The 13,215-nt window shown below is 56.4% G+C and carries 12 protein-coding genes; 6 read left to right on the top strand and 6 right to left on the bottom strand.

The genetic code is table 11. The features are described 5' to 3' along the window. Nucleotides 1–387: 387 nt before the first annotated feature. Nucleotides 388–1,134: a MipA/OmpV family protein gene (locus P349_RS20655; RefSeq protein WP_024908575.1), complete on the top strand. Its 747-nt coding sequence runs from the start codon at nt 388–390 to the stop codon at nt 1,132–1,134. A 78-nt stretch (nt 1,135–1,212) separates the two neighbouring features. Here the strand turns inward: P349_RS20655 and P349_RS20650 are convergent, their stop codons facing one another. Together P349_RS20650 and gapA are read right to left on the bottom strand one after the other, a co-directional pair. After that, nucleotides 1,213–2,097: a D-hexose-6-phosphate mutarotase gene (locus P349_RS20650; RefSeq protein WP_032650908.1), complete on the bottom strand. Its 885-nt coding sequence runs from the start codon at nt 2,095–2,097 to the stop codon at nt 1,213–1,215. A 73-nt stretch (nt 2,098–2,170) separates the two neighbouring features. Then, nucleotides 2,171–3,166, bottom strand: a complete 996-nt coding sequence (gene gapA, locus P349_RS20645; RefSeq protein ID WP_014831506.1) for a glyceraldehyde-3-phosphate dehydrogenase — start codon at nt 3,164–3,166, stop codon at nt 2,171–2,173. A 340-nt stretch (nt 3,167–3,506) separates the two neighbouring features. Between gapA and msrB the strand changes: the two genes are divergently transcribed. Next, a complete protein-coding gene (gene msrB / locus P349_RS20640) occupies nt 3,507–3,920 on the top strand; it encodes a peptide-methionine (R)-S-oxide reductase MsrB (RefSeq protein WP_024908573.1) in 414 nt (137 codons plus the stop codon). 41 nt (nt 3,921–3,961) lie between these two features. Next, nucleotides 3,962–4,240 carry a YeaC family protein gene (locus P349_RS20635; protein WP_032650910.1) on the top strand — a complete coding sequence of 93 codons (279 nt, stop codon included), beginning with the start codon at nt 3,962–3,964 and terminating at the stop codon, nt 4,238–4,240. Between the two features lie 60 nt (nt 4,241–4,300). Here the strand turns inward: P349_RS20635 and P349_RS20630 are convergent, their stop codons facing one another. The 4 genes from P349_RS20630 to sppA form a co-directional block, all read right to left on the bottom strand. After that, nucleotides 4,301–5,563 carry a glycoside hydrolase family 18 protein gene (locus P349_RS20630; RefSeq protein ID WP_032650912.1) on the bottom strand — a complete coding sequence of 421 codons (1,263 nt, stop codon included), beginning with the start codon at nt 5,561–5,563 and terminating at the stop codon, nt 4,301–4,303. 218 nt (nt 5,564–5,781) lie between these two features. Further along, nucleotides 5,782–6,423 carry a bifunctional nicotinamidase/pyrazinamidase gene (gene pncA / locus P349_RS20625; RefSeq protein ID WP_032650913.1) on the bottom strand — a complete coding sequence of 214 codons (642 nt, stop codon included), beginning with the start codon at nt 6,421–6,423 and terminating at the stop codon, nt 5,782–5,784. 9 nt (nt 6,424–6,432) lie between these two features. Beyond that, the gene (gene ansA, locus P349_RS20620) at nt 6,433–7,449 is read right to left on the bottom strand and encodes an asparaginase (RefSeq protein ID WP_032650915.1); all 1,017 of its coding nucleotides are present in this window, start codon (nt 7,447–7,449) and stop codon (nt 6,433–6,435) included. 63 nt (nt 7,450–7,512) lie between these two features. Continuing rightward, on the bottom strand, nt 7,513–9,369 hold the full coding sequence (sppA, locus tag P349_RS20615; protein ID WP_032650918.1) for a signal peptide peptidase SppA: 1,857 nt from the start codon (nt 9,367–9,369) through the stop codon (nt 7,513–7,515). 167 nt (nt 9,370–9,536) lie between these two features. Between sppA and P349_RS20610 the strand changes: the two genes are divergently transcribed. The 3 genes from P349_RS20610 (at nt 9,537) to P349_RS20600 (ending at nt 13,160) form a co-directional block, all read left to right on the top strand. Then, nucleotides 9,537–10,088, top strand: coding sequence for an NAD(P)H nitroreductase (locus P349_RS20610; RefSeq protein ID WP_032650921.1), 552 nt, complete (start codon nt 9,537–9,539; stop codon nt 10,086–10,088). A 116-nt stretch (nt 10,089–10,204) separates the two neighbouring features. Continuing rightward, nucleotides 10,205–11,248, top strand: a complete 1,044-nt coding sequence (gene selD / locus P349_RS20605) for a selenide, water dikinase SelD (RefSeq protein WP_024908567.1) — start codon at nt 10,205–10,207, stop codon at nt 11,246–11,248. Between the two features lie 4 nt (nt 11,249–11,252). After that, a complete protein-coding gene (locus tag P349_RS20600) occupies nt 11,253–13,160 on the top strand; it encodes a DNA topoisomerase III (RefSeq protein WP_032650922.1) in 1,908 nt (635 codons plus the stop codon). Nucleotides 13,161–13,215 lie beyond the last annotated feature (55 nt).

Below are 13,215 nucleotides of genomic sequence, written 5' to 3' on the forward strand. Positions count from 1 at the left end.
CGTATGAGTAGTGGAGGCTCCCGGAAGAGAATCTCTCGCACCTCACTGCCAAAGCAGCAACCTGTGTGCCAGGTCAGACGCTAAGAACCGCAGGTGTTCAGGAAAACTCTTCTTAAATTAAAGCGTAGATGGCATTTGCAAAACTTGCATGCCCAGAAAATCTACTTTCAATGACATATCAATAACTCATCCAAAAATTTCCACTGTCGTTATAAGACAAATGCACGTTTTTCATTCAGCGGTCATATAAATGAAAGCAGGCTGTCATCTGATAAGTTAAAAATAATGGGTTAATCAGACTGATTAGCAGGCAAAAAATTTTGGGATGTACGGGAATGGCGGTTACACTTCATCCGCTGATTATTTGACTACAGGAAAGAATGGATTGTGACCAAACTCAAACTTCTGGCATTAGGCATCCTTGCCGCGACCGCAGTGAACACCGCACAGGCGGAAAGTCAGTGGACGGTTGGCGCGGGTGTTGGCGTCATTAACAGCCCGTACAAACAGTATGACCGTGACGTTTATCCTGTTCCCGTTATCACCTATGAAGGCGATAACGTCTGGTTCCGCGGGCTCGGCGGCGGCTACTATCTCTGGAACGATACGGCCGATAAGCTCTCCATCATGGCCTACTATGATCCGACGCACTTCAAGCCGGGTGACAGCGACAGCCACGCGCTTCGCCAGCTCGACAAGCGCAAAAGCTCGATGATGGCCGGCCTCTCATACGTGCATAACACCCAGTATGGCTTCCTGCGTACGGCCCTGGCAGGCGATACGCTCGATAACAGCAACGGCTTTATCTGGGATCTGGCGTGGCTGTACCGCTATACCAACGGTGGTCTGACCCTGACGCCGGGTATTGGTGTGCAGTACAACAGCGAGAACTACAACGACTACTACTATGGCGTGTCTAAAAACGAGTCCCGCCGCAGTGGTCTGAAGAGCTACAGCGCAGATGACGGCTGGGATCCGTACCTGGAGCTGACCGCGAGCTACAACTTCCTCGGCGACTGGAGCGTGTACGGTACCGGCCGCTATGAGCGTCTGAGCGACGAAGTGAAGGATAGCCCGATGGTCGACAAGTCCTGGGCAGGTATTTTCTCTGTCGGTGTGAGCTACAAGTTCTGATTGCGCACTAATATCGTGCAATTGATGCATTAAAACGGGGCGCGTGCGCCCCGTTTGCTTTGATGTGGTGCAGAAAAATTATCGCTTAACAATGCGGATCGTCTGCCCTAAACGAGACGGTTTTTCGTCGCTCGCTTTTTGCGGGGTGCTCACGCAGGCGGTTTCCACGCAGACAAACGTTTTATACCCTTCATCCGTCATGTCGGCCATGCTGACGGACAGCGCCGGGCCCGGGTTCCAGCCCACCACGTCGCTGTGATGATGATGGACCACTTCAATGCCGCGGTTCAGCGCGCCGTCGTGGATCACGCTGCACGCTTCCGGGTGCAGGTAGACGCGGTCGGTACGGTCAGGGAACGTCTGTATGCCGTCGCTCAGTTTACCTTCTTTGGCGTTATCCACTTTGTCGATAAAGGTATCGCCAAGGCCGCTCACCTTCACTGCGCCGATATCACCCACGTTGAAGTAGGTGTGCAGGGCTGCGGTGGTTTCAAACTCACCGTGGGCTTCCAGTTCGATTTCACAGGTTTTACCCAGCTTAAAGCGGGCGTACAGGGTGAAATCGTGCGGCCAGAGGGCGCGGGTTTCATCATTAGCCTGCAGCTCAAAGGTCAGCACGGCGCCGTTGTCGTCTTCGTTGTGCGCTTTCAGGGTCCACTGCTGGTTACGGGCAAAACCGTGAGACGGTAAACCCGGCTGTGCGGACGGGCCGAACCATGGCCAGCAGATCGGCACGCCACCGCGGATCGCTGCCCCTTTTTTGAAGGAGGTCGCATCGCTCAGCCATAAGCCTTCGGCTTCACCTTCCGGTTTCCAGGAGAGCAGGTGGGCGCCGTTCAGCGCCACGGAGGCTTTAACGCGTGGATGGTCAACGACGATAACGTCGGCACCGTCAATCTGACGGCGGGAGAGCACAGGGGTAAGCTGTTCGACTACCGGAAGTGCAAAAATTTTATTAATCATTAAGCAATCCTCTGTCTTATAAATAAAAAAAGGCGACCGAAGTCGCCTTTTTGGATCAAGCACTCATCTCAACTTATTTGGAGATGTGAGCGATCAGGTCCAGTACTTTGTTAGAGTAGCCAGTTTCGTTGTCGTACCAGGATACCAGTTTAACGAAGTTGTCGTTCAGTGCGATACCCGCTTTAGCATCGAACACGGAAGTGCACACTTCGCCGTTGAAATCGGTAGATACAACGTCGTCTTCGGTGTAGCCCAGAACGCCTTTCATTGCGCCTTCGGAAGCAGCTTTGATTGCTTTCTTAATTTCTTCATAAGAAGCAGCTTTTTCCAGACGAACGGTCAGGTCAACAACGGATACGTTAGGAGTTGGAACGCGGAACGCCATACCAGTCAGTTTGCCATTCAGTTCTGGCAGTACTTTACCTACAGCTTTAGCAGCACCGGTAGAGGATGGGATGATGTTCTGTGCCGCGCCACGGCCGCCGCGCCAGTCTTTGTGAGACGGGCCATCAACGGTTTTCTGAGTAGCGGTGGTTGCGTGAACGGTAGTCATCAGACCTTCGATGATGCCGAAGTTGTCGTTGATAACTTTAGCCAGCGGTGCCAGGCAGTTGGTGGTGCAGGATGCGTTAGACACGATATCCTGGCCAGCGTAAGTTTCGAAGTTTGCACCACGAACGAACATTGGGGTGTTGTCTTTGGAAGGACCAGTCAGAACAACTTTCTTCGCACCCGCAGTGATGTGTTTACGTGCAGTTTCATCGGTCAGGAAGATACCGGTTGCTTCAGCAACAACGTCAACACCGATTTCGTTCCATTTCAGGTTAGCTGGGTCTTTTTCAGCAGTAACGCGGATGGTTTTGCCATTAACAACCAGGTGGCCGTCTTTCACTTCAACGGTGCCGTCGAAACGACCGTGAGTTGAGTCGTACTTCAGCATGTACGCCATGTATTCAGCGTCCAGGAGATCGTTGATACCAACGATTTCGATGTCAGAACGTTTCTGAGCAGCACGGAAAACAATACGGCCGATACGGCCAAAACCGTTGATACCTACTTTGATAGTCATATATTCCACCAGCTATTTGTTAGTGAATAAAAGGTTGCCTGTAAAATTACAAAAACCTTACGCAGCGTCAAGCGGAATCGTGTCAATCATTGCGACAAATCAATCCTGTGACTAACGTTTGTGCGACTGACTCGCCTCACTTTCCCTTTGAGCTTGCACCCATATGGGGGCTGCGCCGGGATTTTAAAGGCCTCGCAGGATAAAAATGTGAGCATGATCACAATTGCCTGACCGCCTTTTCGCGACACATAAGTTTAGATCAAAAGTGCACGCAAGGGTGTTAATGTTTTGTTAGAATCCGGGTTAAAAGATGTCTGTTTCTACAGCGAGATGTAAGCATATGTCGAACCAACGTAACCCTGAAGATTTGAAAAAAAACCTCACAGAAATGCAGTTTTACGTGACGCAGAATCACGGGACGGAACCGCCGTTCACCGGGCGTTTACTGCACAACAAGCGGGACGGCGTCTACCACTGCCTGGTCTGTGATGCGCCCCTGTTTAATTCACAAACGAAATTTGATTCTGGCTGCGGCTGGCCGAGCTTTTACGAGCCGGTGAGCGATGAGGCCATCCGCTACCTGACCGACTCGTCACACGGCATGGTGCGCACGGAAATTCGCTGCGGCAACTGCGATGCGCACCTTGGGCACGTCTTCCCGGATGGCCCTCAGCCCACGGGCGAGCGTTTCTGCGTGAATTCAGCCTCAATGAGCTTCACTGACGACGAAAACGGCGACCAGGTGAAGGGTTGAAAAAACGATTCAGCAAATTATTCCTTTGAAAGGGCAGGATTGTGAATATTGAAGACATGATTAGCGGGATGACGCCGGAGATTTATCATCGTCTGGTGACCGCCGTAGAGCTGGGAAAATGGCCCGATGGCGTCGCGCTGACCCCGGAGCAAAAAGAGAACAGCCTGCAGTTGGTGATGCTGTGGCAGGCGCGCAATAACACCGACGCGCAGCACATGACGATCGACACCCAGGGCCAGATGGTGATGAAGAGCAAGCGTGAGCTGAAAGAAGACTTTGGCATCACGCCGAAGCCGATTGCGACGATGAAAATGCAATAACGGTGCGGGTTGATGCCCTCACCCAACCCTCTCCCACGGGGAGAGGGCTTGATTGTCTTACTACTTATGCGTATGCGGGATCCCGAGCGACGCCGCCAGCTGTTTCGCTAACTGATTGTTGTCATCAGCCCCGTACTCCCAGAACATCGCTCCGGCGAGCCCTTTCTCTTTGATGTAGTCCGCTTTGATCGCCACGGATCGTGGGTTCTCATACGAAATCGCAAACAGCGCGTTGCCATCGGCACCCTTCACCGACAGCCACGGCACTTTTGCCTGGTCGTCCCAGTGCTCGGTAAAGCGTTTCTGTGGATCGTTCAACAGCTTCTTCACGATATCGTTGTACTTCACGTAGGTATCTTTGGTCAGGTCATAGCCGAGTGACTTGAACAACCCGATCTCCTGCGGCCCGAAGTAGGGCTGGGTGACAGGATTTTTTTGCGCATCCTGTTTAGTCCAGTCGATCCCCGGCTCTACGGCGCGTTTCGGCACGCGGCCATAGAAACCAATCCCGAGATTCATCTGCTGCGGCTTCAGTCCGGCGGTCAGATAGTTGTTCACGACAAAATCGACGCTGTATTTGTCCGCGGCGGCCACCGTCGGCCAGGTGGTGGAGTCATACAGGTTGGCGTTAAAATACTGCGTACCGTACGCCATGTCATAGGTCATCAGGTTGATGTAGTCGAGCAGGGGCGCAATGGCTTTAACATCCACCCAGCTTTTCGGACTTTCCGCATTCGCGCCTACCGCAATGGTGACCAGTTTTTTATGCCCGAACGCGTCGCGCAACTCTTTCAGCAGGGCGGTAAAGTTACCCCGGTCGGCAGGTGTGCTGGCCACCAGCCCCCAGGCGCCGTTGACCGGATATTCCCAGTCGAGATCGATCCCGTCCAGGCCGTATTTTTCGACAATTTCCTGTGCGGAGCGGATGAACACCGCGCGGCTCTCTTGGGTTGCCGCTGCGCCAGAGAAGCCGCGCGCGCCCCAGCCGCCGACGGAAAGCAGCACTTTGAGGTTCGGGTTTTGCTTACGCAGAGTGGGGATTAAGGCCAGATCGGACGCCACTTTTGGCGATAGCCAGATTTGATGCAGCTTAGCCGGATCTTTCAGCGCGGCGTTGGTTTCGTCTTTTTCGTCGTTATAGACCAGACCAAACGAGTAGTTCAGGTGGGTGATCTGGCGAACGTCCAGTTTGTTGATATCGCCACCCGGTCCGGCGGTGACATCGCCACCTCCGTTAAAGTAGCCCACGGACATCAGGGAACTGGCGGAGGCAACTGACGCGCAAAGCAGGGGTAATGCTGCCAGCAAGGGCAAACGTTTCATACAAGTTCCTCTTTGACTTAATAAAATTAACCACGCCACGGAAAAGGCGTGGCGAAAAAACAGCCTAAAGAGAATAGCATTGCCGCTTCGCTGAGGATGCGAGGGAGTTCACTTTATGAGGGATCGGAGGGGGAGTTTTGCCGGGTGGCGCTGACGCTTACCCGGCCTACGGGGAAAGGTAGGCCGGGTAAGCGTCAGCGCCACCCGGCTTAAAAGGCTTACGCCTGCGTCTCCAGCCAGTCTTCGAGCGTATACAGCGTCGCGCCTTCCGCAGCCATATCCATAAACGCCTGAGCGCTGTCCTGCGGGTGAATGTTCACCCCGCGGCAGCCGTCGGTGATGACGCTGACGGTATAACCTAACTGGAGCGCATCCAGCACGGTGAACTTCACGCAGTAGTCCGTCGCCAGCCCCAGCACAATCAGCTCCGTGATTTCGTGATGACGTAACCACGCGTCCAGCGCCGTTTTCTGGCGATGCCCGTTATCAAAAAACGCGCTATAGCTGTCGATAGCCGGGTTTTCACCTTTATGGAACACCGCGTCGATGGCTTTCTGATTCAGGAGCGGATGCAGCGCCGCGCCTTCCGTCTGCTGTACGCAGTGATCCGGCCAGAAGGTTTGCGCCAGCCCGTCGAGCTCTCCCTGAGTGAAAGGCTCGACGTTATGCTGGCTGGCAAAGCTGCCGTGGTACGCCGGGTGCCAGTCCTGGCTTGCGACAACCGCTTCGCTGCGGGCTTTGCACCAGTCTATCAGCGTGTTGGCCACGTCAACGGTGCTGTCACCTTCAGCGACGGCCAGCGCACCGCCCGCGCAGAAATCATTTTGCAAATCGACCAGTAGCAGGGCGCGTTGCTTCATGAGCACTCCTTATTCGTCCGGGGTCAGCTCGCCGCGCAGGTTTTGCATCATCGCGCTGCGAATGGACTGAATGTCCAGATCCTGACTCAGTAAATAGTGAAGTTTAGTCAGCGTTGCCTCAACGGTCATATCGAAGCCGCTGATGACCCCCGCATGCGCCAGCGCGTTGCCGGTGGCATAGCCGCCCATATTCACTTTACCGGACATGCACTGGGTCAGGTTCACCACCACAATTCCGCGCTCGCTGGCTTCCTGAAGCTCTTTCAGGAATTCACTGTTCTGCGGCGCATTGCCCACGCCGTAGGAGCGCAGGATCAGCGCCTTCACCGGCTGGCGCAGGAAGTTACGCACCACGTCCGCAGAGATACCAGGATAGATGGTGACCACGCCAATCGGTTGCGGAGTAATCGGATGCACAATCAGCTCGCCGGCGGTGTTCGGCGCAGGAGGGGTTCCCAGACGACGGATATGAATCCCGGCCTCCAGCAGCGGCTGCAGGTTAGGGGAGGCGAAGGCGTCAAAACCGTCGGCATGGGCTTTGGTGGTGCGGTTGCCGCGATACAGACGGTTATTAAAGAACAGCGACACTTCGTTGATCGGGTAATTCGCCGCCACGTACAGGGAGTTCAGCAGGTTGATCTGCCCGTCGGAGCGCAGCTCCGCCAGCGGGATTTGCGACCCGGTGACGATAACCGGCTTGCTCAGGTTCTCCAGCATGAAGGAGAGCGCCGAGGCGGTAAACGCCATGGTGTCGGTACCGTGCAGGATCACGAAGCCGTCGTACTGGTCGTAATGGGCTTTAATGTCATCCGCGATGTGCTGCCAGTCTTCCGGCGTCATGTCGGAGGAGTCCATCAGCGGCTCGTATTCGTGGATAGTAAAGTCAGGCATTTCCGGACGGTGGAATTCTGGCATCAGCGCAAGCTGACGCTGAAGGTGGCCGGAGACGGGGATATAGCCGTTTTCGGAGCGCTGCATACCGATGGTACCGCCAGTGTAGGCTACATAAATCGATTTCTTCTGCATGGTAGTGAGTTCTTGTTCTTCAAAAGAAAAAAATCCCCTCTTCGCGGGAAGAGGGGACGGTTTTTAACGGACGTTCGCGCAGGTCAGGCAAAACGCATAACGACTCTGTGGATCGTTAAAGGCCGCAAGCTTATCGCTTTCTGCCTTCATCGCTTTTGCCGCCGTGGCGACTGGCGCAGGCAGGTAAGCCTGCAGCGCCTCCGGCAGCATGGCGCGTACCGAGCCGGACATGCTGTCCATGACCATATCGAAGAACGACGGTTCGTCCTGGTAATACTCGATATGCCACTGCTTCAGCTTCGCCAGTTCGGCGGCTTTCTTCACCGCGTCATCGAAGTCACCCAGGCTGTCCACCAGTCCGTTGCTCTTCGCATCCTGACCGGTCCAGACGTGGCCCTGCGCAATCTGGTCGATCTGCTCAGGCGTTTTTTTACGCGAGTCTGCGACCAGGGTGATAAAGCGTTTATAGCCGTTCTCAATGCTGAGCTGCATCATCTCAGAGACTTCCGGCGGCAGAGATTTGGTCACCGACACATCCGCCAGCGGAGAGGTCGCTACGCCATCGGTATGCACGCCCAGGGAATCCAGGCTGTTCTCTACGGTGTTGATCACCCCGAAGATACCAATCGAACCGGTCAGCGTGCTTGGGTTAGCCACGATGTAGTTGGCTGGCGTTGAGATCCAGTAACCCCCGGAGGCGGCCATTCCGCCCATTGAGACGACGACCGGCTTGCCGGCGGCGCGCGCCGCGGCCAGTTCAGCGCGGATCACCTCGGAGGCGCTCACGCTGCCGCCAGGGCTGTTGACCCGCAGGACAATCGCTTTCACTTTCGGATCCAGGCGCGCATCGCGGATTTGTGACGCGGTAGTATCGCCGCCCACGTTCCCCGGGGTCTCCTGACCGTCCATGATCGCACCGTTGGCAAAGACCACCGCGACGCTGTCACCGCTGTCATCCGGCTTTTTCGTCGAGTAATCATACATGCTGATGGCGCTGTAGTTTTTATCCTCTTTGCTCCAGCCAAACTGCTTGCTCAGGGATTTTTCAATCTCGGCGCTGGTGCCCAGGGCATCAACCAGTTTGTTATCCAGCGCATATTTCGCGGTATCACCGTCAACCTTACGCAGGCCTTCCAGCACGCCCTTCGCGCCCGGGAACGCCTGCTCAGGCGTAATCTGACGGTTGGCGGCAACGGTGCCCAGATAGTTCTGCCACAGCTCGCCAATCCAGCGGCTGTCCGCTTCGCGGGCGGCAGGGGACATATCGTCGCGGATAAACGGCTCAACGGCGGATTTATAGGTACCGACGCGGAAGACGTGGGTGGTGATCTTCAGCTTGTCGAGCAGCGATTTGTAGTACAGGCCGTTGGTGGCAAAGCCGTGAAGATCCACCGTACCCTGCGGGGAGAGCCAGATCTTATTGGCGAAGCTCGCCAGATAATATTGCCCCTGGCTGTAGCTGTCGCCCACGGCAATCACTGGCTTGCCGCTGTCGCGGAATTCGCGCAGCGCTTTACCGATGTACTGCATTGAAGGCTGATCGCCTCCGGCAAAATCTTTCAGATCCAGCACGATCCCGGTGATGTTACGGTCGTTTTTGGCCTGGCGGATGGTATCGACGATATCAAACAGGGAGTTTTCCTGCAGACGATCTGAGGTTGCGCCAAACAGCTGGCGACCAATCACGCTCAGGCGACTGCTGGTGGACGGCTTATCAACGATAACGCCGGTGATATCGAGTAATAGCGCGCCGCGCGTTGAATGCTGCGCCTGATTCGCGTTACTGATATGCATCCAGATGCCCGCGCAAACCAGAACCAGGAAGATGAAGAAGATGTTCATCACCAGGTTGCGGACGAAGTTGAGCAGTCTCCACGTCCATTTAAAGAAACCGGCAAAGATTCGCCAAAGGGTTCGCATGTATTCTCCCTAACCAGAAAATGACTGTTTCCGTCGCCACTGGACGGTAATGTTGGGTTATCGTAATGACCCAACCGCCACTTGTCAGCAGGAATCGCCTGCCAGGCTGTAACAAAATCTGCCGCCGTGTTAATTTTGTGAGTAAATTTCAAGAAAGGAGTTAACCAATGGACGCACTCGAACTGCTTGTTAACCGCCGTAGCGCTTCCCGTCTGGCCGAACCTGCCCCGGCAGGCGAGCAGCTGGAGAACATTCTGCGTGCCGGCATGCGTGCCCCCGATCATGGCACACTGCAGCCGTGGCACTTCTTTGTAATTGAAGGCGAAGGACGCGATCGTTTCAGCCAGCTGCTGGAGCAGGGGGCGGTGGCCGCAGGGCAGGATGAGAAGGGGATCGACAAAGCGCGCAATGCCCCGTTCCGCGCCCCGATGATCATTGCCGTCGTGGCAAAATGTCAGGCGGGCCATAAGGTGCCGGTCTGGGAGCAGGAAATGTCCGCGGGCTGTGCGGTGATGGCAATGCAAATGGCCGCCGTCGCGCAAGGCTTCAACGGTATCTGGCGCACCGGTGCGCTGACCGAAAGCCCGGCGGTCCGTAACGGTTTTGGCTGCGGTGAGCATGACAAAATTGTCGGTTTCCTCTACCTCGGCACCCCGCAGCTTAAAGCCTCCAGCACCATCAGCGTGCCGGACGCCACGCCTTTCGTCAGCCTCTTCTGATAACGCACGCTAAACTGTCTGGATTCTGAGCATCTGCCGCAGAATTCAGACAGTCATACTTACCTCTTTATGGAATGAGCGCTACCATAGCGCGATTGAGATGACAGGAGACGTCCATGAGCGAGCAAACCATTCGTTTAACGCAGTACAGCCACGGAGCCGGTTGCGGTTGTAAAATTTCCCCGAAAGTGCTGGAGACCATCCTGCACAGTGAACAGGCGAAGTTTGTCGACCCGAACCTGCTTGTCGGCAACGAAACGCGTGACGATGCTGCAGTTTATGACTTAGGTAACGGCACCAGCATTATCAGCACCACCGACTTCTTTATGCCGATTGTCGACAACCCGTTCGACTTCGGTCGCATTGCGGCCACCAACGCCATCAGCGATATCTTCGCCATGGGGGGGAAGCCGATCATGGCGATTGCCATTCTGGGCTGGCCGATCAACACCATCCCGCCGGAAGTGGCACGTGAAGTGATTGATGGCGGCCGTTTTGCCTGCCAGCAGGCGGGGATTGCGCTGGCCGGTGGTCACTCTATTGATGCACCTGAACCGATCTTCGGCCTGGCCGTCACCGGCGTGGTGCCGACCGAACGCGTGAAGCGCAATAGCACCGCGCAGGCGGGCTGCAAGCTGTTCCTCACCAAGCCGCTGGGCATTGGCGTGCTGACCACCGCCGAGAAAAAGTCCCTGCTGAAACCGGAGCACAAAGGTCTGGCAACGGAAGTGATGTGCCAGATGAACCTCGCCGGTGCGGCATTCGCCAATATCGACGGCGTGAAGGCGATGACCGACGTCACCGGTTTTGGTCTGCTGGGACACCTCTCTGAGGTCTGTCAGGGCGCGGGCGTGCAGGCGCAGATCTGGTATCAGGACGTGCCGAAGCTGCCGGGTGTGGAGGAGTATATTGCTCAGGGCGCGGTCCCGGGCGGTACCCAGCGCAACTTCGCCAGCTACGGTCACCTGATGGGCGAAATGCCTGAGGAGTGGCGCAACCTGCTGTGCGATCCGCAAACCTCCGGCGGCCTGCTGCTGGCGGTGACGCCGGAGTCAGAAGCTGACGTTCAGGCGACCGCCGCCGAGTTCGGCATCACCCTGACGGCGATCGGCGAGCTGGTGACCGCGCGCGGTGGCCGACCGATGATTGAGATCCGTTAATTCGATGCGGTTGTTTATTGCCGAAAAGCCGAGCCTGGCCCGTGCCATCGCCGACGTGCTGCCTAAGCCGCATCGCAAAGGCGACGGTTTTATCGAATGCGGTAACGGGCAGGTGGTCACCTGGTGTATCGGTCACCTGCTTGAGCAGGCGCAGCCGGATGTCTATGACAGCCGCTACGCCCGCTGGAATTTAAACGATCTGCCCATCGTGCCGGAAAAATGGCGCCTGCAGCCCCGGCCTTCGGTCACCAAACAGCTGAACGTTATCAAGCGCTTCCTGCATGAAGCCGCTGAAATCGTGCACGCGGGTGACCCGGACAGGGAAGGGCAACTGCTGGTGGATGAGGTGCTGGACTATCTGGAGCTGGCGCCGGAAAAGCGCCAGCAGGTGCAGCGCTGCCTGATCAACGACCTTAACCCGCAGGCGGTGGAGCGAGCCATTTCGCGCCTGCGCGCCAACAGCGAGTTTATTCCGCTGTGCGTCTCGGCTTTAGCCCGCGCACGCGCCGACTGGCTGTACGGCATCAACATGACCCGCGCCTACACCATTCTTGGGCGTAATGCGGGCTATCAGGGCGTACTTTCAGTGGGGCGCGTGCAGACGCCGGTGCTGGGGCTGGTCGTGCGTCGTGACGAAGAGATTGAGAATTTCGTCGCTAAAGATTTCTTTGAGGTGAAAGCGCATATCGTCACGCCTAAAGACGAGCGCTTTACCGCCGTCTGGCAGCCGAGCGATGCCTGCGAGTCATATCAGGATGAAGAGGGGCGTTTGCTGCACCGCCCGCTGGCGGATCATGTGGTTAACCGTATTACCGGACAGCCGGCTATCGTCACCAGCTATAACGATAAACGGGAATCAGAACCCGCGCCGCTGCCGTTCTCGCTGTCGGCCCTGCAGATTGAGGCCGCGAAGCGCTTTGGCCTCAGCGCGCAGAACGTGCTGGACATCTGCCAGAAGCTCTATGAAACCCACAAGCTGATCACCTATCCGCGTTCGGATAGCCGTTATCTGCCGGAAGAGCACTTTGCCGGACGTCATTCGGTGATGAACGCCATTAGCGTGCACGCGCCGGATCTCCTGCCGCAGCCGGTGGTGAACCCGGACACCCATAACCGCTGCTGGGACGATAAAAAGGTGGACGCCCACCACGCGATTATCCCGACGGCGCGTGCCAGCAGCGTCAACCTGGCCGACAACGAAGCGAAGGTCTATAACCTGATCGCCCGTCAGTATCTGATGCAGTTCTGCCCGGACGCGGTGTTCCGCAAATGCGTAATTGAACTGGAAATCGCGAAAGGGAAATTTATTGCTAAAGCCCGTTTCCTTGCAGAAGCAGGCTGGCGCACGCTGCTGGGGAATAAAGAGCGTGACGAGGAGAACGACGGCACGCCGCTGCCGGTGGTTGCTAAAGATGACGAACTGCTGTGCGAGAAGGGCGAAGTGGTTGAGCGTCAGACCCAGCCCCCGCGCCATTTCACCGATGCGACGCTGCTGTCGGCGATGACCGGGATCGCCCGCTTTGTGCAGGATAAAGATCTGAAGAAGATCCTGCGCGCCACCGACGGTCTGGGTACGGAAGCAACCCGCGCGGGGATCATCGAGCTGCTCTTTAAGCGCGGTTTTCTTGAGAAAAAGGGGCGCTATATCCATTCGACCGAGCCGGGACGCGCGCTGATTCATTCCCTGCCGGAGCTGGCCGCCAGGCCGGACATGACCGCGCACTGGGAATCGGTGCTGACGCAGATCAGCGAGAAGCAGTGCCGCTATCAGGACTTTATGCAGCCGTTGGTGGGGACGCTTTACCAGCTGATCGATCAGGCGCGCAGCACGCCGGTGAAGCGCTTCAGAGGGATGGTTGCACCAGGCGCGGGGGCGAAGAAACCGTTTAAAAAGAAGAAAAGCGCGGCCTGATACGCCCGGTTTTCTCCCTCTCCCTGTGGGAGAGGGCCGGGGTGAGGGCACCCGG

The organism is Enterobacter sp. DC4 (assembly GCF_000568095.1).
GTDB classification, from domain to species: domain Bacteria; phylum Pseudomonadota; class Gammaproteobacteria; order Enterobacterales; family Enterobacteriaceae; genus Enterobacter; species Enterobacter pseudoroggenkampii.

Excerpts from the sequence above, each read along its gene's own strand:
- P349_RS20650 (WP_032650908.1), bottom strand. The coding sequence starts at position 2,097 with ATGATTAATAAAATTTTTGCACTTCCGGTAGTCGAACAGCTTACCCCT.
- gapA (WP_014831506.1), bottom strand. The coding sequence starts at position 3,166 with ATGACTATCAAAGTAGGTATCAACGGTTTTGGCCGTATCGGCCGTATT.
- msrB (WP_024908573.1), top strand. The coding sequence starts at position 3,507 with ATGTCGAACCAACGTAACCCTGAAGATTTGAAAAAAAACCTCACAGAA.
- P349_RS20630 (WP_032650912.1), bottom strand. The coding sequence starts at position 5,563 with ATGAAACGTTTGCCCTTGCTGGCAGCATTACCCCTGCTTTGCGCGTCA.
- pncA (WP_032650913.1), bottom strand. The coding sequence starts at position 6,423 with ATGAAGCAACGCGCCCTGCTACTGGTCGATTTGCAAAATGATTTCTGC.
- ansA (WP_032650915.1), bottom strand. The coding sequence starts at position 7,449 with ATGCAGAAGAAATCGATTTATGTAGCCTACACTGGCGGTACCATCGGT.
- sppA (WP_032650918.1), bottom strand. The coding sequence starts at position 9,369 with ATGCGAACCCTTTGGCGAATCTTTGCCGGTTTCTTTAAATGGACGTGG.
- P349_RS20610 (WP_032650921.1), top strand. The coding sequence starts at position 9,537 with ATGGACGCACTCGAACTGCTTGTTAACCGCCGTAGCGCTTCCCGTCTG.
- selD (WP_024908567.1), top strand. The coding sequence starts at position 10,205 with ATGAGCGAGCAAACCATTCGTTTAACGCAGTACAGCCACGGAGCCGGT.
- P349_RS20600 (WP_032650922.1), top strand. The coding sequence starts at position 11,253 with ATGCGGTTGTTTATTGCCGAAAAGCCGAGCCTGGCCCGTGCCATCGCC.